The sequence below is a fragment of the Bacillus sp. 37MA genome (genome assembly GCF_000372765.1).
Lineage (GTDB): Bacteria > Bacillota > Bacilli > Bacillales > Domibacillaceae > Domibacillus > Domibacillus aminovorans.
In genome coordinates, this window is record NZ_KB889752.1 from 2496824 (window position 1) to 2516790 (window position 19967).

The 19967-nt window shown below is 40.4% G+C and carries 18 protein-coding genes; 8 read left to right on the forward strand and 10 right to left on the reverse strand.

What is annotated here, in order from left to right; all coding sequences use genetic code 11:
- The first annotated feature begins 25 nt into the window (after window positions 1-25).
- Window positions 26-214: a CsbD family protein gene (locus A3M5_RS0113960; RefSeq protein ID WP_018394391.1), complete on the forward strand. Its 189-nt coding sequence runs from the start codon at window positions 26-28 to the stop codon at window positions 212-214.
- Between the two features lie 149 nt (window positions 215-363).
- On the opposite strand, the gene A3M5_RS0113965 is transcribed toward A3M5_RS0113960, so the two are convergent.
- Window positions 364-3372 (reverse strand): efflux RND transporter permease subunit, encoded by a 3009-nt coding sequence (locus A3M5_RS0113965; protein WP_018394392.1) that lies wholly within the window; start codon window positions 3370-3372, stop codon window positions 364-366.
- A 130-nt stretch (window positions 3373-3502) separates the two neighbouring features.
- On the opposite strand from A3M5_RS0113965, the gene A3M5_RS0113970 reads away from it, so the two are divergent.
- Window positions 3503-4345, forward strand: coding sequence for a TetR/AcrR family transcriptional regulator (locus A3M5_RS0113970; RefSeq protein WP_018394393.1), 843 nt, complete (start codon window positions 3503-3505; stop codon window positions 4343-4345).
- Window positions 4346-4374: 29 nt separating this feature from the next.
- On the opposite strand, the gene A3M5_RS0113975 is transcribed toward A3M5_RS0113970, so the two are convergent.
- Both A3M5_RS0113975 and lepB read right to left on the reverse strand, forming a co-directional pair.
- Window positions 4375-4854: a hypothetical protein gene (locus A3M5_RS0113975; protein ID WP_018394394.1), complete on the reverse strand. Its 480-nt coding sequence runs from the start codon at window positions 4852-4854 to the stop codon at window positions 4375-4377.
- 95 nt (window positions 4855-4949) lie between these two features.
- Window positions 4950-5498, reverse strand: coding sequence for a signal peptidase I (gene lepB / locus A3M5_RS0113980; protein ID WP_018394395.1), 549 nt, complete (start codon window positions 5496-5498; stop codon window positions 4950-4952).
- Between the two features lie 391 nt (window positions 5499-5889).
- Here lepB and A3M5_RS23025 point away from each other — a divergent pair, with 391 nt between their 5' ends.
- Genes A3M5_RS23025 through A3M5_RS0113995 form a run of 3 tightly spaced genes read left to right on the forward strand, consistent with a single transcriptional unit; the run spans window position 5890 to window position 7272 of the window.
- Complete coding sequence (locus A3M5_RS23025) at window positions 5890-6129, forward strand: AbrB/MazE/SpoVT family DNA-binding domain-containing protein (RefSeq protein ID WP_018394396.1); 240 nt, start codon at window positions 5890-5892, stop codon at window positions 6127-6129.
- Window positions 6126-6455 carry a type II toxin-antitoxin system PemK/MazF family toxin gene (locus A3M5_RS0113990; protein WP_018394397.1) on the forward strand — a complete coding sequence of 110 codons (330 nt, stop codon included), beginning with the start codon at window positions 6126-6128 and terminating at the stop codon, window positions 6453-6455. Before A3M5_RS23025 ends, A3M5_RS0113990 begins: the two co-directional genes overlap by 4 nt.
- Before the next feature lie 22 nt (window positions 6456-6477).
- Complete coding sequence (locus A3M5_RS0113995) at window positions 6478-7272, forward strand: nucleotidyltransferase domain-containing protein (RefSeq protein ID WP_018394398.1); 795 nt, start codon at window positions 6478-6480, stop codon at window positions 7270-7272.
- Window positions 7273-7287: 15 nt separating this feature from the next.
- Here the strand turns inward: A3M5_RS0113995 and sda are convergent, their stop codons facing one another.
- From sda to A3M5_RS0114035, 7 genes are all read right to left on the reverse strand, one after another.
- Window positions 7288-7434, reverse strand: coding sequence for a sporulation histidine kinase inhibitor Sda (sda, locus tag A3M5_RS0114000; RefSeq protein ID WP_018394399.1), 147 nt, complete (start codon window positions 7432-7434; stop codon window positions 7288-7290).
- Between the two features lie 204 nt (window positions 7435-7638).
- A complete protein-coding gene (locus A3M5_RS0114005; RefSeq protein WP_018394400.1) occupies window positions 7639-8775 on the reverse strand; it encodes a CapA family protein in 1137 nt (378 codons plus the stop codon).
- A 749-nt stretch (window positions 8776-9524) separates the two neighbouring features.
- Window positions 9525-10763 (reverse strand): NADP-dependent malic enzyme, encoded by a 1239-nt coding sequence (gene ystJ, locus A3M5_RS0114015; RefSeq protein WP_018394402.1) that lies wholly within the window; start codon window positions 10761-10763, stop codon window positions 9525-9527.
- Window positions 10764-10952: 189 nt separating this feature from the next.
- Window positions 10953-12371, reverse strand: coding sequence for an aspartate ammonia-lyase (locus A3M5_RS0114020; protein ID WP_018394403.1), 1419 nt, complete (start codon window positions 12369-12371; stop codon window positions 10953-10955).
- Window positions 12372-12501: 130 nt separating this feature from the next.
- Window positions 12502-13704 (reverse strand): Zn-dependent alcohol dehydrogenase, encoded by a 1203-nt coding sequence (locus tag A3M5_RS0114025; protein ID WP_018394404.1) that lies wholly within the window; start codon window positions 13702-13704, stop codon window positions 12502-12504.
- Window positions 13646-15166, reverse strand: a complete 1521-nt coding sequence (locus A3M5_RS0114030; RefSeq protein ID WP_018394405.1) for an aldehyde dehydrogenase family protein — start codon at window positions 15164-15166, stop codon at window positions 13646-13648. The genes A3M5_RS0114025 and A3M5_RS0114030 overlap by 59 nt, the downstream gene beginning before the upstream one ends.
- 14 nt (window positions 15167-15180) lie before the next feature.
- Window positions 15181-16461: a lyase family protein gene (locus A3M5_RS0114035; protein ID WP_018394406.1), complete on the reverse strand. Its 1281-nt coding sequence runs from the start codon at window positions 16459-16461 to the stop codon at window positions 15181-15183.
- A 285-nt stretch (window positions 16462-16746) separates the two neighbouring features.
- Here A3M5_RS0114035 and A3M5_RS0114040 point away from each other — a divergent pair, with 285 nt between their 5' ends.
- The 3 genes from A3M5_RS0114040 (at window position 16747) to A3M5_RS0114050 (ending at window position 19864) form a co-directional block, all read left to right on the forward strand.
- Entirely contained in the window at window positions 16747-17541 is a 795-nt protein-coding gene (locus A3M5_RS0114040; RefSeq protein ID WP_018394407.1) for an IclR family transcriptional regulator, read from the forward strand.
- A 326-nt stretch (window positions 17542-17867) separates the two neighbouring features.
- A complete protein-coding gene (locus tag A3M5_RS0114045) occupies window positions 17868-19211 on the forward strand; it encodes an MFS transporter (RefSeq protein WP_018394408.1) in 1344 nt (447 codons plus the stop codon).
- A gap of 134 nt (window positions 19212-19345) precedes the next feature.
- A complete protein-coding gene (locus A3M5_RS0114050; protein WP_018394409.1) occupies window positions 19346-19864 on the forward strand; it encodes a DUF2179 domain-containing protein in 519 nt (172 codons plus the stop codon).
- Window positions 19865-19967 lie beyond the last annotated feature (103 nt).

Here is a 19967-nt window from a genome sequence, read left to right on the forward strand (position 1 = left end):
ACACTAAAAGGAGATGTTTAATAACATGGCTTTCGATAAAAAGGGACTCGGTGACAAAATCAAAGGTGCCTTCAACAAAGCAAAAGGCGAAGTGAAAGATCAAGTTGGAAACGCAGTAAACAATGCCCGCCTTCAATCAGACGGTAAAAAAGACAAAATCAAAGGCGAAGTACAAGAACGAATCGGCAAATCAAAAGACCGCCATTCATCATAAAAAGGATGCCCCATTTTAACCCGGGGCATCCTTTTTTATGTGCCATGCCACTCTATCCTTCCTTGAAGTCGCATCTATTTTCCCAGATTCGCACACAACGCCACAAAAAACAGGCAGTCTCCCCAATGGAAGACTGCCTATCACTCAAATTATGCTTTTTTCCTCATCCATTTCGACAACGCTTCATACACAATCGGGACAATAACGAGCGTTAGTAACGTCGAACTCGTCAATCCACCGATGACCGTGACACCTAATCCTTTTGAAATCAATCCGCCACCTTCAAGTCCTAAAGCGAGCGGGAACAGGGCACCGATTGTGGCGAGCGCCGTCATCAAGATCGGCCGCAATCGTGTCGCTCCTGCTTCAAGCAACGCCTCGCGCACAGGCAATCCTTCTTTTTCTTTACGAATGACCCGGTCAATCAATACAATCGCGTTTGTCACGACAATTCCGATTAGCATCAAGGCGCCGATCATGGACGAAATACTAATCGTTTCACCCGCAATCAACAATGCTACAAGTGCACCGATGACTGTAAACGGAAGGGAGAACAAAATTGCCAGCGGTGCAAGTCCGCCGCCAAATGTGATCACAAGTACGAGATACACAATCGCGACAGCGGCCAACATCGCCAAACCAAGCTGCGTAAAGGATTCATTAATATCCTGCGTCACACCACCCATTGATACGTCTACACCAGATGGCAAATCAAGCGCATCAAGTTCCGCCTGCAAATCAGCTGACGCGGCCGACACATCATCGCCTTCTAGCTCACCGCTTACATCAACGAACACTTTTCCATCACGGCGTGATACTGTATCCGACGTCTTGCCTTCTTCTACCGTCATCACATCATTAATCGCAACGGACGTGCCGAGCGGTGATGTCACTTCTTTCCCTGTTAAATCTTCAATCGTTTCATACGTCTCAACTGGTACATCCAAATACACATTGACATCCTCGCCATTTTTTTCAACGGTCGTCAATACGGGACGTTCTCGCATAGGACTTAGTTCCATCGCAATTTGACCCGCTGTTAAACCTGCTGCGGCCAGTTTTTCTTGATCGGCAACGAGTGTATACTCTTCATACGAATCAGCTAGCCCCGTTTCAACCTTTTTAAATGAGTTGCTGTCGTTCATAATCGCTTCAATTTCACCGACAACCGGCTCAATATCTTCAATCGTTTCGCCGTATACATTCACTGCAATCACGTTGCTGCCGGCGCTTGCAGAAAAGTCTTGCGACGCCCATTCGCCTTTATCAACACTCGCCTGCAAATCAGCGATGGCATCTTCTTTTTTCTCACTAAAATTCTCTGTTTCTGCGTCATACATCACATAAAACATCGCACTGTTCGTTTGACCAGGATTCATCGGATTTTCACTGCCGACTGAATACTGAACCGTCTCGACATCCTCAATGTCCATGAAATAGCTTTCTGCATCCGTTGAAATATCCGTCACTTCTTCAAGTGTCTGGCCCGGTTCCGGTGAATATGTCATAATAACCATTTTCTCTTCTTCACCTGGCAAAAAGCTGACGCCTATTTTCGGCACGAGCAGAAAACTTCCCGCCAGAAGCAAAATCGCTGCTAAAAACGTAATGATTTTATGATTCAACGTCCAGTTCAACACCGATTTATACCATGCTGCCATTTTTCCCGGCTTTTCTTCATGCGTCTTCGCTTTTACCCCACGCTTAAACATCGTATGCGCCAGCATCGGCACAATCGTTACCGCCACCAAAAGGGATGCCAAAAGCGCAAACACAATCGTTAACGCAAACGGCAAGAACAACTCCCCGACTGTCCCTTCAACGAGGCCAAGCGGCAAAAATACCGCGATCGTCACAACAGTAGAAGACATAATCGGCACAAACATTTCTTTCGTTGCTTCCCGGATGAGTTCCTTGCCCTTCAATGCTTCTCCTTCAAGTGACAACCTTCTGTAAATATTTTCTACAACAACAATCGAATCATCTATAACACGGCCAATCGCCACCGTCATCGCACCGAGCGTCATTACATTTAACGTAATATCCATCTGCTTCAGCAAAATGAGCGCAATCAAAATCGACATTGGAATCGAAATAACCGAGATAACCGTCGAACGCACATCACGTAAAAACAGCATAATAATAATAACAGCAAACAACGCACCAAATAATGCTTTACTTAACATCGTCTTCACCGACTCTTCAATTGGCGCACCTTGGTCAAATGTCGATGTAACCGTCAGTCCATCTATATCCGCTTCAAATTCTGTGACCTTCTCTTTCACAGCATTCACAACATCTACCGTATTCGCGTCGGCTGACTTCACAATTTGCAAACCGATCGATTCTTGACCGTTCGTTCGCGAAATCGATTCTGCTTTTCCAACAAGTTCGATATCTGCAAGGTCAGACAGCTTCACTGGGCCGATTTGCATATTTTTCAAATCTTCCAGCGTTGAAATATTACCGTCAACCATCACCGATTTTTCTGTATTGCCAAACGTAAATAATCCGAGCGGTGCCTTCATATTAGACGCCTGAATCATTTGCTTAACCGTTTCCTCATCTAATTGAAGCTGCGCCAATTTTTCTTGGTTGAAGACAAGCGTCGCTTCTTCCACCTGCTGACCGGAAATTTGAACCGATGCAACCCCTTCCACCCCTTCAATTTCCGGTAAAATCTCTTCCTCCACCGTTGTCGTCAGTTCCCTCAGTGTCAGGCTTTCATCGGAAATACTGAGCGCCATGACCGGAAATGCGTTAATGCTCAAGCGGGAAACGTCCGGCTCCTGTACATTTTCCGGAAAATCTACATCAGCGAGTGCTTCTTTTGCTTCCTGCTCCGCTTTTTCCATATCTGTCGAGAATGTATATTCCACTTGCACAGACGACGCGTTTTGATACGACGTCGAACTGACGACTTTCACGCCATTTAAATTTTGCAGCTGTTTTTCAATTGGTTCCGATACACTATCCGCCACTTCTTCCGGTGTCGCACCTGGATACACCGTCATAACCGTCACAATTGGCGGCGTAATATTTGGGATCGTCTCGAGCTTCATCGATAGCCCGGAGTACAAACCCGCAGCGGTGATAATAATCGTCATCAGCCAAACAGCGAATTTATTTTTTAAGACGAAATGAATCAAGCCATTCATGAAAAATCTCCTTTTGACCAATCGGTCACCTTTTTTATAAATATATATGACCAGTCGGTCAACCGTCAATAAAATAATTGTTTCAAAAAGGTGACCATTAGGTCATAATAAACCAATGAGGTGACCTATCATGAACGAAAAAGAAAAATACATCATTGAACAAGCGATAAAATTATTTGCAGAAAAAGGATTCAGCGCGACCTCCGTTCAAGAAATTGCGACCACATGCGGCATATCAAAAGGCGCCTTTTATTTGCATTTCAAATCAAAAGAAGCACTCCTGCTTGCCATTTTGCATTATTATTTTCAGTTAATGTACGATAAATTGATCGCCATTGAAGAGGAGGATTTAACACCACGGGACAAATTTGTGAAGCAAATCGAATGTCAGGTGCGCGAAATCCATCAGCATAAGGAATTTCTCATTATGCAAGCACGGGAAAATGCCATTCCGTTTAACGATGAAATTGAAGCATTTATTTTCAAAATGCGGCTGGAAACGCATCGGTTTTATCGAAAACGGCTCATGTCCATTTACGGTGACACAATCAAACCGTATTTCTGGGATTTGTCCATTGCGCTGCAAGGCATTCAGCAGTCGTTTATTCATGTCATGATGATCGACAAAGCCGAAATCGATTATCACCAATTTGCCATATTTCTCTTACACAGTGCAGACGATATGGAAGCAGGCTTCAGAAAAAGAGCCGCTCGCCCTATCATTGATCCGGCTGTCATGAATGAGCTGTTTAAAGACAAATTGAATGACGAAACGATCCTCGACTGGCTCGCCAGGTTAAAAAATGATTGGAAAGACGAAGATATTTTAATCTCACTCGATGTTATTGAGCAAGAATTAAAAAGCGAATCACCGCGCCTTCCCGTCCTGCGCGGCATGCTTGCCAATTTGCGAGACGAGCCGGGACTTCATGAATTTATGCACTTCATCAAAGAGTATTACCACATAAAATAAGCCGTCTCCTCTTAGGAGCGGCTCTTTATTTATTTGGTATACAGGTGGAACCCTTCTTCTAACAAATACCGTTCCGCCTCTTTAAATGATTCAAAACTTTCTTCTAAATTCAGTCCTGTGTACACATTCCACAATAAATCTTCGTTTACAAGGAGAAGCGTTTGCCCGTCTCGATTCCGCCATTCCTGCTCTTCGGAAAGTGGTACTTGTTCGATGACTTCATCTTCCGGTTTATCCGAAAGATAGCGAATCGAATCCGCAATCGCTGCGCGCAGCTCCGCTTCACTTGCCTCACGAATGTTGACAAGTCCTTTATCATTTACCTCATAGCCTGGCAAATCGGCGACGAAAACGAATCCATTTCCGTTCGGATGCAGGTGATGGACGACGACTGTTTTTTCATACAAACTGTCTTCAAAATGGTAATTGATGCGCTTCATCGAAACATCTTTCGCCGTCAACTGCGGGAATGTCTCAATAATCGCTTTTTTTTCTTCAAATGTGAGCATAGTGTGCCTCTTTTCTGTTGTTTACGTGTAGTATATCACAGGATGCTATTGCAAATAATCAAACAATTCCCTACTATTATATGTGCATAATCACATTAATAAGTTTTAATGGCGCTGAGCGGATAAAACCGCATCTGCACTTCACCAATCACCGAATCTTCACGAATCAAGCCGAAAATCCGGCTATCTTTGCTCACCGTCCGGTTATCACCAAGTACAAACAAATACCCGTCCGGCACCGTGTCATGAGCCGTCAATTCGGCTAACGTAAAATCAGCGGTCAACTTCTGTCCGATCATCAGGCTCTTCTTATTTTCATCTAAATAAGGCTCCGCTGTCGGTTTTCCATTTATATATAAAATATCATCTTTCATTTCGACTTCATCACCTGACACACCAATAACACGCTTTATGTAATTATCTTCGGAATCAGGCGCATGAAACACGATCTGATCAAACCGCTCAATCTGCGTCATCTTGCTTACAATCACTTTATCTTTATCCTCAAACGTTGGCAACATCGACTCCCCGTGTACGACAACGCCCGCAAAGAAAAAATACTTACATGCAGCCGTCACGACAACCGCTAGCACAATCGCCTTAATCCATGACAAAATCTCCGACCGCATCGACTCCTGCTCCATACACACACATCCTTTCTATTTCCAAATTATTATAACATTATTGTAATTTATTTTGCCGAAATTCATATCCCACTACGTTTAGATAAAAGTCTTTAATGAAGATGGCTCCTTGTCGGAAACATATGTTGCTATCAATGGAATACCATAATCTTTATTTGCAATTCAACCAATATTTAACTCAGATAATAACTTTTTCATTATTTCGCTTTACTTACTTTTATTCTTTTGTTCCAAAATAATCAATACCAAAATAAGATGATGTAACTTTTTCAGTCAGACTCCTTCATCCTCCCATTTATCATCACTTTAACTATTCCTATTCTTGTTTGCGAATTGACGAAATGCACATCATCACATATAGTAAAGTAAGGAAAAGTAAGGAGTGATAAAGATGAGCGAAGCAAAAGTAACGAGTAAAGGCCAAATTACAATCCCTATTGAAATACGTCGGGCGCTAAATGCAGATACTGGCGATGTCCTTTCATTTATCGTGCAAGAAGAAGGAGTGTTCATGAAGAAAAAGAACAGTCCGATGACCATTCAAGAACGATTTTCTGGATATAATTTGAAAACCGTACGACATGAAATGGATGAACTGGACATAGGTAAAAACATTGGTGAAGAACAATGACCTACAAAGCCAGACAAGGCGACATTGTAACGCTCGACTTTCACCCCCAAAAAGGGCATGAACAAAGCGGAAGAAGACCTGCCGTCATCGTCAGCAACGACTTTTTTAATAAATTAAGCAGCCTCTCTCTTGTCTGTCCGATATCAAATTCAAAATCTGACTTTCCCCTCAATGTCAATTTAGATGATCGAACAAACACAACCGGAGCTATTCTTTGTCAGCACATCAAATCGCTTGATCTTGCCGCTCGAAATGCCGTCTTTGTCGAAAAGCTGCCTGATGATGTAATGAAAGAGATAAAAGAGATTATTGTAAGTGAGTTTTAATGGTGAATTGGAGGTGTTCGTAATGAACAAAACGATCCTTGATGCACTGAAAAAAATCGAAGAAGATTACAATGTGAAAATATTGTACGCATGTGAATCTGGCAGTCGGGCGTGGGGATTTCCATCGAAAGACAGTGACTATGATGTTCGGTTTATTTACGTGCATCCAACCAATTATTATTTAAGCATTGATCCAGTCGGTGTCGGCAAAAAACGTGACGTCATAGAGCTGCCCATCAACGATTTGCTTGATGTAAGCGGCTGGGAGCTGACGAAAGCATTGAAATTGTTCCGCAAATCAAATCCTCCGCTGCTTGAATGGCTGCAGTCAAACATTGTGTATTATGAAGCCTTTTCGACGATTGATCGGATGAAAACGTTGAGTGAGGCCACTTTTATCCCGTCTTCCTGCCTGTATCATTACTTGAATATGGCGAACAAAAACTTCCGTGAATTTTTGCAAGGGGATCAGGTGAAAATCAAAAAATATTTTTACGTGTTCAGACCGGTCCTCGCCGCAAAATGGATTGAGCAGTACAATGAATTCCCACCGCTCGAATTTCACACACTGCTTGAACGCATCGTACCGAACGGACCGTTAAAAACAGAAATCGAAACATTACTTAAACGAAAAATCGCTGGTGACGAACTTGAGCTCGAGCCGAAAGTCAGCATGATCAATACTTTTTTGACAGAAGAATTGATCATGCTTGAAGCGTACGCCAAAAGCGTCAGTTTCCACATCCCGGACCCAACCCCACAGCTCGATCAGCTTTTTCGGATTACCCTTGAAGAAGTTTGGGGATTTTCTAAATAAAACTTGGTTCATATATCACATACGTTGTGCGCAGTAAAATCTATATTTAATCCCTCGTCGCTCGAGTTCATTTTCTAAAATTCGGATAAATTCTTCTTCAAGTTGGAGCTCTACTGCTCTATTATATGCTGATATAATAAATTTATCTGATTTTTCTTTCATTTTTCTCTGTCCTTTCCTAGTTGTTACAATTAATATACCTTTATTCCTAAAGAATAAAACATTCAAAAAATTTTTTGTTTTTTCGAAATATTGTTTATCTTTCTTTTTCCCTGGGTAAAAGAAATCTATATGTACATTTCTTAGATAAATGAACCAAGATTAAGAGCCCTTTCTTTCAACATATACGCAACAAAAAACCGCCCATTAATTGGACGGTTTTGTTTCATATTTCATCCAGTCAACGTCCGTTCCGTTGATCTGGTTCGATACGTCAATAATTTTATTCATCACCCGTTCTTTTTCAGTGCCTTTTAAACGAGTCGGCTGGTAGTCATTTCGCTCGGTTAAGGATGATATCGAAAATGGCACGACTTTTACTTCTTTCTCATCCGTCAGCTTTCCGTCTTCTAAATGAAACGTCTGCTGGAACACATATGTGTCTTTATCAGCTGGGTTTCGGTTGCCGCCGAACATGAAGTTTCCTAAGCTATAGACGATAAACTTGTCATTATACTCTTCAATTCCTTGCACGACATGCGGGTGATGACCGACAACGAGGTCCGCTCCCGTGTCTACTGTAAACCGGGCAAGTGTTTTTTGCGACTCTTCCGGCACATAGCTTCGTTCAACGCCCCAGTGAAAATGAACAACGATGATTTCCACGCCATCATTATGCAACTTCTGAATATCTCCCTCAACTTGTTCACGGATTTCTGCGCTATCCTGCCAGCCTTCATAGCCGAGCACACCGACTTTTATGCCTTTAATCTCCGTTTCAAATTGATTATCATAGCCAAAATACCCGACTTGTTCTTTTTCCAGATTCGTAATCGTATCATCATAGCCTTGTTGCAAATAATCATAAATGTGGTTATTCGCCAAGTTGACCGCTTCAATACCGCCCATCGTCAAAATTTGCGCATACGCTGGATCTCCCTTAAAGCGGAACTTTTTCACTGCTTTTTCCGTCGCTTCTGTTAATGTTGTTTCTAAATTAACCGTCGACAGATCATCTTCTTCAAACACACCACCGAGTCCACCGACAAAGTGGGACAATCCATTTTTTTCTGCTTCATGTGGAAATGATCCTTCATATGTAAACGCCTCATCCGTACCAAGCGTAAAATCGCCGGCTGCGCTAATCGTAATCGCTGTTTTTTCCGGTTCCACTATTTGTTTCGGCTGCTGCTCAATTTCTACATTGCTCACTTCTTGCTTTGTCGCCACCACATTCACCATAAGCGCCCCGATAATCAATAAAAAAAATGCTGCTACCGTGAGCCGTACCGGCCGTTTCAGCCGACGCTTTTTCCGTATTCCCCCACTTCTTTGCCCTGTCATGTAAACATATGCCCCCTGATTCTTTTTTACTATTATACTATAAAAAACCAAAATAAGCAGACCATACTAGATAAATTATAGTAATATATGAACTTGTTCTATTAAAATGGATCTATCCTTTCACCATAAAAATGGTTATATGTTAATCAAGGAGTGATTCATTTTGAAGATGAACTATTTAACTTGGGGGTTACTTCTTTTTTCATTCGTTGGATTTATTGTAATAGAAAGGTTATTTACGATACCACCCGATACAATCTCCAGAAATGGAAATCTTGGCATTTTAGCGATATTGGGCTTATCACCTTTTTTTATTATCGCCTATTTCCTTAAAGCTAAGAGGACGAGGACGATACTTGCGGATAGAAATAGGTAGAAACTGAACATGATCATCTTAACTCTTTGTTTTGTAAGCTGTTGCTTATTACTATGTTCCATAATCAATTATACACATGAACTTGTAGCTGCCCTAGGAGGTTCACCAACCAATGAAAACTCACGAATTTATCGGTTCGGTTGGTTTAACCAGTATACAAACAGTCTATTTTTCAATGTTTATACATTTTTAATAATCTACCGATCAAGTGTTATCGTTGGCGTTTTTTCGTTAGTCGGAAACGCTGATGAAATAGCATAAAAAACCTCCCATTAACTTCTAATGGAAGGTTACACCAAAACTTCTCTGTAAAACGTCTTTTTTGTCAGCGCTTTGCTTAACCTGATGGCTATGAGGTAATATCTCCTGCTTCTTATGCGTATTCTTTTTCCTTAGAGAGCATAAGCAATCGGTATTGTATTTCTGCCGGATTAACAACCTTTTGGGCAACACCCGTTTCTATTGCTGCTTTTGCAACAGCGGCAGCTACATATGCGGCTACTCTTCGATCAAATGGATCTGGAATCACATAATCTGCATGGAGGTTTTCAGAGACTAATTCAGCAATCGCATAAACGGCGGCGAGCTTCATTTCTTCGTTAATTTCTTTTGCCTGAACATCTAAAGCTCCACGGAAAATGCCTGGAAATGCAAGAACATTATTGACTTGGTTCGGGAAATCAGAACGGCCTGTCCCTACAACGAATGCACCGGCTGCTTTCGCCTTATCTGGAAAAATTTCAGGCGTAGGATTAGCCATCGCGAAAACAATCGGATGATGATTCATAGATCGAACCATCTCTTCCGTGACGGCTCCTGCAGCGGATACGCCGATAAACACATCTGCTCCTAAAAGGGCTTCTGCCAATGTCCCTTGTTTTAATTCCTTATTCGTAAGACGAGCTAATCTCTCCTTGAATAAGTTCATCCCATCAGGACGACCTTCATAAATAATTCCTTTTGTGTCACATAACAGGACTTCATTTACTCCAATACGAAGAAGGAGATGAATAATCGCCACCCCTGCAGCACCCGCCCCATTTATCACAACACGAACTTCTTCTATTTTTTTGTCTGCTAGTTTCAACGCATTGATTAGCCCAGCAACCGTGACAATCGCTGTTCCATGTTGGTCATCATGAAAAACAGGAATTTGACAAACCTTTTTTAAACGAGCTTCTATTTCAAAACATTGAGGGGCCGCAATGTCTTCTAAATTCACTCCACCAAAAGTGGGTTCCAACAATCGAACTGTTTCAACCACTTTATCAGGATCTTCTGTATTTAGACAAAGAGGGAATGCATCGATATCTGCAAATGATTTGAATAATGCTGCTTTTCCTTCCATAACGGGCATGGCTGCTTTCGGGCCAATATTCCCGAGACCAAGTACAGCGGTTCCGTTTGACACGACTGCCACAAGATTCCCCTTCATTGTATAATCGTAAACTTTATCCTCATCTTTATGAATTTCTAAGCAAGGCTCCGCTACACCAGGAGAATATGCAAGACTTAAATCTGTTGCATCACGTAATGGGACCTTTAAAGAAACACTTAGTTTCCCTTTCTTTTCTTTGTGCATGTTGAGAGCTTCTTCTCGCAAATTTGACATATCCTATTTCTCCTAACGTTGCGAATTTTCTTTCCCTTTTAGTACATAGATCAGCCATTAGAAAGGAAGGTAACAGTCATAATGTCCCTACGGCTGTTTCAATCTACCTTTTAAACAAAACGTTATAAAATAACAATCTTATATAGAGGTTTATTTTACTTTCCTATTAGACTTCAAATCTTTTTCAGCCTATAAATGAGGTCGTGAATTTAAGAATTGATGCATTTTTACAGAATCAGTTAAGTTTACGGGATTTAGTAACTCAGCTGCTTCTATTTCATTTAATAGTCCTTTTTCAACCGCTACTTCTTTTATTGATACATTTTTTTCGTATGCTTCTAAAGCTACCTCGTTAGCTACTCGATACCCGAATAGAGAAGAAATAACAACGGACAAAGATAACGAGCTCTCAGCATTGTTCAGGCAAACCGTTTTATTCGCTTCAATACCGTCTAGGCACTTTTCAGTAAGCAGCGTAATACTATTCGTTAAAATAGAAAAAGATTCAAATATGTTTTTCAAAATAATCGGTTCCCAGATGTTCAAATCCAGTTCACCTCGGTCTACAGCGAATGTGATCGTCTGATCATTTCCATATACCTCAAAACAAACTTGCATCACCATTTCGGGTATACACGGATTGATTTTCCCTGGCATAATGGAAGAACCTAGCTGGACCGCTGGCAAATTGATCTCGGCAAGGCCGGCCCTTGGACCTGACGAAAGCATTCTTAAATCGCTGGACATTTTCGATAATCCACTCGATAATCCTTTTAAGTAAGATGAGATTTTCAAATAAATATCTGCATTTTGCAGCCCATCGAAAAAATTATCCTCTTTGATGACAGCTAAATTTGATACCTCTGGCAAATATTCATACATCTTTTCTATGTAACCAGGAGCAGCTCCGATCCCTGTGCCAACTGCCGTTGCACCAATTACAATAGACAAGCAATCTTTTTGCAGGTTCTTCATTTCTTCTATTTGTCTTTTGACAAAAGAATGATACCCGCTAAATTGTTGACCAAGAGTAATAGGTACAGCATCCTGGAGACATGTTCTTGATATTTTCACAACATCGGAAAATTCCTCTGTTTTCTTTGCTAACGAGCATTCGATCTTATTTAAACTGATTAATAAATCTTCTATATAGAAAAAGCAAGCCATTTTCATTGCACTTGGAAGCACATCATTCGTTGATTGAGACATATTTACATGTTCATTCGGATGTATGCAGTCATATCCTTTATGACCTGTCAATCGTTCATTAGCCCGGTTGGCGATCACTTCGTTAACGTTCATATTAGTTGAAGTTCCACCGCCACCTTGATAAATGTCGACAGGAAATTGATTTTTCATTTTCCCATTTATTATTTCGTCTGCCGCTTGACAAATCGCATTTTTCTTTTCTTCGTCCAGAGCGCCGACACTGTGATTAGACATCGCTGCTGCTTTTTTGATATAAGCCATGCTTCTTATTAGATGGGGATATAATTCGATCGTCCGACCAGAGATCGGGAAATTCTGACAAGACCTTGCCGTTTGTATTCCATAATAAACATCGTTATCAATTACCAATTCTCCAATTAAATCTTTTTCTATACGCATTTTCTAACACTCCTTTTATGTTCTGTCAGGAGAATAAGAAGGGTGTTTAAATTGATCAATGATGGCAATTTAAACACCCTTCACTTTAGTGGAATTTAGTAAGAAATTTAGTAAGAAATTTAGTAAGAAATTAATTATTAAATTCAATAACTGCTCTTCCTACATTGACACAACTGCAGTCATGGAAAGAGTCAAAAGCTTGATTAATATTGTCTAATTCAATACGATCTAACACAAGCTCATCTAACTTGAACTTTCCATCTAAATACATTTGTGCAATCATAGGGAAATCACGGAATGGCTGCGTATCCCCGTAAAAACTTCCTTTTAATACTTTTCCAACTCTATGGAATCCTCCGGCTGGAATATTTAACGTTTGTTCAGGATTAAATGCGCCAACGACAACGACCGTACCACCTTTTCTTGTACCCTTCCAAGCACTTTCGGTCGCTGCAGTATGACCTGAACAATCAATAGCATAGTGCACACCTACACCATTTGTCAGTTCTTTTAACGCTGCTTCTACATCAACTTCCGCTGAATTAATCGTATGCGTTGCACCAAACTGTTTTGCAATTTCCAAATTAGTCGGTTTTACATCACAAGCAATAATTTTAGAAGCACCCGCAATATACGCTCCTTGAATCGCATTTACGCCCACTCCGCCAATGCCAAAGATTGCGACTGTAGACCCCGGTGTAACACCGGCTGCGTTCACAGCGGCTCCATAACCTGTTGCCACTCCGCATCCGATTAAGGAAGCTTGCGCCAAAGGCATTTCATCCGGTAGCTTTATACATGACATTTCCGGAACAACCGCATATTCTGCAAAAGTAGATAATAAAGAGTTATGGTATACTTGTTTTCCATCTTGACTCAGTCTTGAAGTACCATCAAGCAGCGTTCCTTCAAACATTGGACCAAATGCAGACTCACACAAATGCACAGTTCCTGATACACAAAATTCACATGTTCCGCAATATGGAACCCAACTTAGAGCTACTTTATCACCAGCTTTGACATTTGTGACACTTGAACCAACTGCCTCCACAATTCCGGAACCTTCATGCCCAAGAATAGTCGGCGTTGGCGTCGTTGGATCATTTAAAGCATTTAAATCGCTATGGCAAACACCCGTTGCTTTTATTTTCACAAGAACTTCATTCGATTTTGGTTCACTAAGTTCGACTTGTTGAATGGATAATGGTTTGCCTACTTCAGTCATGATCGCTGCTTTTATTTTCATTGTATGATTCCCTCTTTTAAGTAAATTTTCAATACGCGAACCAAATCGCTCTTGTTTTTGTAAAGGCTTGTAATGAATGAATGGCATACTCTTTTCCCCATCCACTTTGTTTCACTCCACCAAATGGACTAGCAAAGTCATAGCATCCATATCTATTAACGAAAACCATACCCGCATCAAGCTGATTAGCTACGCGATGAGCACGGGAAGTATCGCCTGTCCAGAGTCCTGCACCAAGACCGTAAATCGTATCATTTGCCATTTTGACAACCTCTTCTTCTGTATCGAATGGGATAATGCAAAGGACAGGTCCGAAAATCTCTTCCTGTGCAATTTTCATTTTATTATCAACATCTGCAAAAATAGTTGGTTGAACAAAACAGCCTTTCGCATTCGTTCCAGCGGTATCCCGTTCTCCTCCCGCCACAATCCGTGCCCCTTGCTCTTTACCGCTCTTAATGTAATTTAAAATGGATTCCATATGCTGTTTGGACACTTGTGCACCTTGATCGCTTGCTGGATCGAACGGATCACCGCATTTGTAATTTTTAGCGTACTCAGCCACTTTCTCTACAACCTCATCATAAATTTCACGTTGCGCAAATAAGCGGGTCGGCGCAGAACACTTTTCACCTTTATGTGTAAATAACCCGTAAAACGAGCGTTCGATCGCTGCATCTAAATCCGAAACATCACTAAAAATAATGTTAGGTGACTTACCGCCAAGTTCTAACGTTACTGGTTTTAAATTGCTATCAGCCGAGTCACGGATTAATTGTTTTCCGATATGTGTACTACCTGTAAATGATAGTTTATCAATATCCATATGACGACTAATGTAAGAACCAACCTCACCGTCACCGAGGACTAAGTTAATAACGCCCTTCGGCAATACGCCTGCCTCGTCAATAATTTCAAACAATCGAATAGCAGAGTAAGAGGTTTTATCAGCTGGTTTTAAAATAACGGTGTTCCCCATCGATAAGGCAGGTGATAGTTTTAAGACAGCCATTTGAATTGGAAAATTAAACGGCACAATTTGTCCGCATACACCGATCGGATCTCTCGTTGTGACACTTAAGAAATTACCTTCTACCGGATTGTTTTCACCATAATATTTATCTGTCCATCCTGCGTAATACTCAAATAAGTCCGCTGCTTCTTGTACATCATCGTTGTACGCTTCTGTATATAATTTTCCGTTATCAAGTGCTTCCAATGTTGCAAGCTCCGCATGATGCTCATGAATAAGTGCGCTGATTTTACGTAATGCTTTTCCTCTATCTTTTCGGCTCATCTCTTTCCATGAACCTTGTTCTAGAGCGGTTCTTGCTGATTGAATCGCTTTATCTACGTCCTGCATTTCAGCACGTTGAAAATGACCTAAAACTTCTCCATTCGCCGGATTGATCGATTCGATTACTCGTTCACCTGAGCTGTCTATCCATTCTCCATTGATGTAAAGCTTTTTCGTTGTTTTAAGCCACTCGTATGCCCACTCTAATTTTGGCTGCTCAATTCCTTCAAACTGGTTGTTTTCTTGTGTCATCGTCTATGCCTCCATTATTTTAGTAAGTTTTTTATCGTTTCACGATCATGTTCTTTCATTAAATTGGAAACGGCCGAATAACCTAATCGTTCCTTCAATTCCACGATAACCGGAATAAATGTATTTGAAAGTTCTGTACATCTTTCTTCATTAGATGCTATATCCTTTAGACATCGCTCTGTAAAGGAATGAGCAGAGTTCGTCAGCATGTGTAACCCATTCAATAGATTAGCGCCTGCCATTCCTTCAAAAACATTTAAATCAAGTTCACCATGTTCCAATGCAGCTTGAACAATCCGGTCACATCCGAGGACTTGAAAACAGCTTTGTAACATCGTTTCGGGGATGACTGGATTCACTTTTCCCGGAAAAAAGGAAGAACCAGCCTGAACCGATGGCAAGGTGATTTCTGAAAATCCCGCTTCAGGTCCCGATGAAAGTAATCTTAAATCTTTCGCAATTTTGATTAGTGATGTTGCTAATAAACTCAACTGCTTTGACATATGAGCTAAATCATCGATGTTTTGTGCGGCATCAAATAAATTTTCACGTATTGTCACATCCATATTCGATACTTCACGCAGTTTCTCGATGACCACTTCTTTATATTTTTCTGGTGCCCCTACACCATTTCCAATAACAGTCGCTCCTAGGTTAACAGTAAGCAATGACATAATGGCTTCTTTTAAAGAACTGTGACGTCTTTTCAGCACTGATGCATAACCACTGAAAACATCCCCTAGCTGAACGCGCATCGCATCCTGTAAACAAGTCCGGGAGATCGTTGTAACGCCCATAAACTCTTGTGATTTTTTTTCCATCGTACCGTGCATCTTTGTTAACTCATCATCCAATCGTTCAAAACAACGCACGATCGCCAGACGGATAGATGTATGGCATACATCCGATGTGGATTGAGAAGCGTTTACATGGTCTACAGGATGAACAGGTGCATATACACCGAAAGATTCTCCTAACGATTCATTGGCCAAATTGGCTAACACTTCATTTACATTCATATTCGTACCAATCCCACCGCCTCCATGCAAAATATCTACAATGAAGTGGTCTTGATAATTTCCTTGAATTAATTGATCACAAGCATTTAAGATTGCGCTACCAATAGAAGAAGTTAAAATACCAGCCTCCTGATTAGCTAGCGTAGCAGCTTTTTTCACCATAGCTAATGACACAATATATTCCGGATAATTTTTTAATAGTTGACCCGAGAAAGAAAGATTTTGCACCGTTCTCATCGTTTGAATGCCATATAAAGCATTTTTGGGAATATCCACTTTGCCGAAGTAATCTCTCTCTGTCCGTTTTTCAAACTCATCATTCTGACTGATTGAAATCCCTCCTACAACACTTTTTCATTCTAAAAAGCGATGTCATCCATATAGCCTCTATTCTATAAGGATGACGCCTTTTTATATGTTCATATAACGAACGTTAAGTTCACATTAAGAACTTATAGCTATTATATGACCGAAAAATTTATGAGTCAATGAATTAATTAATTTTTTTGATCAGAGTGAATTGATTGACATTCTTTTATTCTCTTACGCTATAATGAAAAGATGGAAAATAATAATCAAATCACAACAAAACAAGCCGTTAATAAAGAAAGTTCTTCTGTACAAGCCGTTGAACGCGCTTTAGTGCTTTTGAAGTTTATTGGAGAAAGTTCATCACCCATTTCAGTCGGTGATCTGGCCAAACAGGCTGAGCTGAACCGTACCACGGCCTGGCGTTTGATTGGAACCCTTGAAAATCAAGGTTTTGTAGAAAAGGATCCTGTTTCAAAAGGGTATCAGCTAGGGTATGCCCTTCATCAATTAACTTCTCAACATGATCCATACGGTTCCCTCATACGAAGAGCTCGCAGAACGCTAGAAGAATTAAAAGAAGAAGTAGGTGAAACTGTTTTACTCAGTGTTCCTAAGCATGATGGAACCCTGACTATTGATCAAATAGACACCGACCATAGCGTTAGACTAGTTGACTATACTCATACCATTTCACCTTTACACTGTACATCTAACGGGAAGATTTTATTAAGTTTGCTGCCTAAAAAGGAGTTGAACATTGTATTAGAGCAGACCCTTAAACCATTTTCCAAATATACAATTACAGATCCCGAAGAACTACGTAAAGAATTAGATAAAATTCGTGTTCAAAAGGTGGGAACATCGATTGGTGAACTAGATGAAAATGAAAATGCGATTTCAGCTCCTATCTTTGACAAGAATAAAAATTTAGTCGCATTTATCACGCTAGGTGGACCGAGTTTTCGCCTATCAGAGGAAGCACTTTTACTATTAAGCGATCGAATGCTAGAAGCTGCAAAAAAAATCGAAGAACAGTTAGAATAATCCACAAAAAGATAATCAATTGTATTTGAATTATAAAGAACGAGGCTGACATTTTACTGATCGTAAATGCCGGCCTCGTTCTTTTTTGTTTGCATCTCCTGCTATTTCCCAAAATAAATCTGGTAATTTTTTATTCCCGAAAAAGTTTGACAATAACTGAAGTACAAGATTATAATTCAACCATATTCATATAACGGACTTCACGTTCGTATTACGAACTTTTTATTCGTAAATGAAAACGCTTCCCTCTATAAGTGATTTCATACATGTTTTTTCATTCTACAAGTAACCGTCGAGGTTTGAAAAATGAAGCAGGAGGAGATTCAATGGGAAACCACAATGAAGCACTTAATGGAAATACAATTAAATTAGATGATGCACCACTAAATAAATTCCATATTAAAATTGCAGGTCTGACGTTCGGGGCTCATTTCACTGACGGATATATTTTAGGTATTGTCGGATTTGCACTTACCTTACTGACACCTCAAATGGATTTAACGCCATTTTGGGTTGGATTAATCGGAAGTTCTGCTTTAATAGGTCTTTTCTTAGGCAGTTTAGTTTTAGGTTGGATATCTGATTATGTAGGAAGACAAAAAATATTTGTCTTTAGTTTTATCCTCATTACTGCTGCATCCATTTTACAGTTTTTCGCAGATAGTCCTACAGAACTTGTACTATACAGAATTTTGATTGGAATTGGACTGGGCGGCGACTATAGTGTAGGACACACGATGTTAGCCGAGTTTTCACCGCGTAAACATCGTGGGGTATTATTAGGATCATTTAGTGTTATCTGGACGTTTGGTTATGTAGCGGCAAACTTGATCGGTATTCTTGCAATCGATACCTCTCCAGATGCTTGGCGGTGGATGTTAGCTTCATCAGCGATTCCAGCTGTCATTATTTTGGTTTTGCGAATGGGTACACCTGAGTCACCTAGATGGCTGATTAGTAAAGGCCGGGTGGAAGAAGCCCGGGAAATCGTCAAGAAACATGTCGGATCGAATATCGTACTTGATGATGAAACACCTGTACAAACGAAGAGCAGTTTTGCAACTTTATTCAGTAAAGAGATAAGAAAACGGACTGCTTTCAACTGTATATTCTTTGTTTGTCTCGTTATCCCTTACTTCGCTATTTACACGTTTTTACCAAACATTCTGGATGTAATCGGACTGAGTCAAGGGTATGGAACAGATTTTCTATTAAACGGACTTCTCATTGTAGGTGCCCTTTTAGGCATTTGGTTTACAGTTAAATTTTCTCGTCGAGGATTTTTGATCAGCTCTTTTATAGTGTTAATCATTTCGCTCACTCTTCTCAGTATTTTACCTAACAGTGCAACAGTATTCATGATTCTTTCTTTTGCCATCTTCACCTTGATCATGTCTGCTGTCAGTAACTTGGTTGGGGTATTTCCGGCCGAGAGCTTTCCAACAGAAATCCGCTCTTCTGGCGTAGGACTTGCAACAGCTGCAAGTAGATTGGGTGCGGCAGTTGGTACGTTCTTGCTTCCAATGGGGATTGCAAGTATAGGGATTCAATATACAATGCTCTGTCTCACAGCTGTACTCATTATTGGTGCCATTGTATCAATCGCTTGGGCTCCTGAAACGAAATCACTTACGCTGAGCGAGGCAAGTAATACCGAAAATAAACATTAAAGGATATTTATAAACCAAACTTGCTACAGGTTATTGTTTTCTCAGCTTACAGAAGAATCCTTCATCTTTTCTGTAAGCTTTTTTGGTTTTTATGTAACTAAACTCTGCACTTATAAGTGAGAAGGAGCGCACCCATGGATATATTATTGATCTTTTTACTTCAATTAATTTATGTACCGGTCTATACGCTGCGTATTATTTTTTTAGTAAAGGAAAAAAAGCTCCTTGCTTCCATTTTAGGATTTATAGAAGCTTTAGTATATGTATTTGGTTTAGCCATTATCTTTACCGGTGAGCAAAGTATTTGGGCCATGCTTGTATATGCGATTGGTTTTGCCTTAGGAATTGCCATTGGCGGATATGTAGAAGGGAAACTTGCCATTGGTTATACTACAATTGTCGCAAATATTACGAATAGAAATGATGATTTCATCTCAACATTACGCCAGGAAGGTTTTGGTGTCACATTATTTGTAGGAGAAGGAAAAGACAGTCAACGTTTTCAACTTGAAATCTTAACATTACGAAGCAGAGAAAAAGAGGTATTTTCGATAATACAAGAATATGAACCTTCCGCATTTTTAATTTCTTACGAAGCAAGAAAGTTTAGAGGGGGCTACCTAGCGAAATCAGTAAAAAAGCATTCTATATAAGTTCAACTGTGCTCTGTAAAATGGACAGTTTAAAAAACTGGCTGCTCATGCAGCCAGTAGATGACCTCGGTATTGTGATAGGACCCCTATCAAGTAGACAGGA

Excerpts from the sequence above, each read along its gene's own strand:
- A3M5_RS0114045 (WP_018394408.1), top strand. The coding sequence starts at position 17,868 with ATGGGAAACCACAATGAAGCACTTAATGGAAATACAATTAAATTAGAT.
- A3M5_RS0113965 (WP_018394392.1), bottom strand. The coding sequence starts at position 3,372 with ATGAATGGCTTGATTCATTTCGTCTTAAAAAATAAATTCGCTGTTTGG.
- ystJ (WP_018394402.1), bottom strand. The coding sequence starts at position 10,763 with ATGTCAAATTTGCGAGAAGAAGCTCTCAACATGCACAAAGAAAAGAAA.
- A3M5_RS0113975 (WP_018394394.1), bottom strand. The coding sequence starts at position 4,854 with ATGCTCACATTTGAAGAAAAAAAAGCGATTATTGAGACATTCCCGCAG.
- A3M5_RS0114005 (WP_018394400.1), bottom strand. The coding sequence starts at position 8,775 with ATGACAGGGCAAAGAAGTGGGGGAATACGGAAAAAGCGTCGGCTGAAA.
- A3M5_RS23025 (WP_018394396.1), top strand. The coding sequence starts at position 5,890 with ATGAGCGAAGCAAAAGTAACGAGTAAAGGCCAAATTACAATCCCTATT.
- A3M5_RS0113970 (WP_018394393.1), top strand. The coding sequence starts at position 3,503 with ATGAACGAAAAAGAAAAATACATCATTGAACAAGCGATAAAATTATTT.
- A3M5_RS0114040 (WP_018394407.1), top strand. The coding sequence starts at position 16,747 with ATGGAAAATAATAATCAAATCACAACAAAACAAGCCGTTAATAAAGAA.
- A3M5_RS0113960 (WP_018394391.1), top strand. The coding sequence starts at position 26 with ATGGCTTTCGATAAAAAGGGACTCGGTGACAAAATCAAAGGTGCCTTC.
- A3M5_RS0114030 (WP_018394405.1), bottom strand. The coding sequence starts at position 15,166 with ATGACACAAGAAAACAACCAGTTTGAAGGAATTGAGCAGCCAAAATTA.
- A3M5_RS0113995 (WP_018394398.1), top strand. The coding sequence starts at position 6,478 with ATGAACAAAACGATCCTTGATGCACTGAAAAAAATCGAAGAAGATTAC.
- A3M5_RS0114025 (WP_018394404.1), bottom strand. The coding sequence starts at position 13,704 with ATGCCATTCATTCATTACAAGCCTTTACAAAAACAAGAGCGATTTGGT.
- A3M5_RS0114020 (WP_018394403.1), bottom strand. The coding sequence starts at position 12,371 with ATGCGTATAGAAAAAGATTTAATTGGAGAATTGGTAATTGATAACGAT.
- A3M5_RS0114050 (WP_018394409.1), top strand. The coding sequence starts at position 19,346 with ATGGATATATTATTGATCTTTTTACTTCAATTAATTTATGTACCGGTC.
- lepB (WP_018394395.1), bottom strand. The coding sequence starts at position 5,498 with ATGGAGCAGGAGTCGATGCGGTCGGAGATTTTGTCATGGATTAAGGCG.
- A3M5_RS0113990 (WP_018394397.1), top strand. The coding sequence starts at position 6,126 with ATGACCTACAAAGCCAGACAAGGCGACATTGTAACGCTCGACTTTCAC.
- sda (WP_018394399.1), bottom strand. The coding sequence starts at position 7,434 with ATGAAAGAAAAATCAGATAAATTTATTATATCAGCATATAATAGAGCA.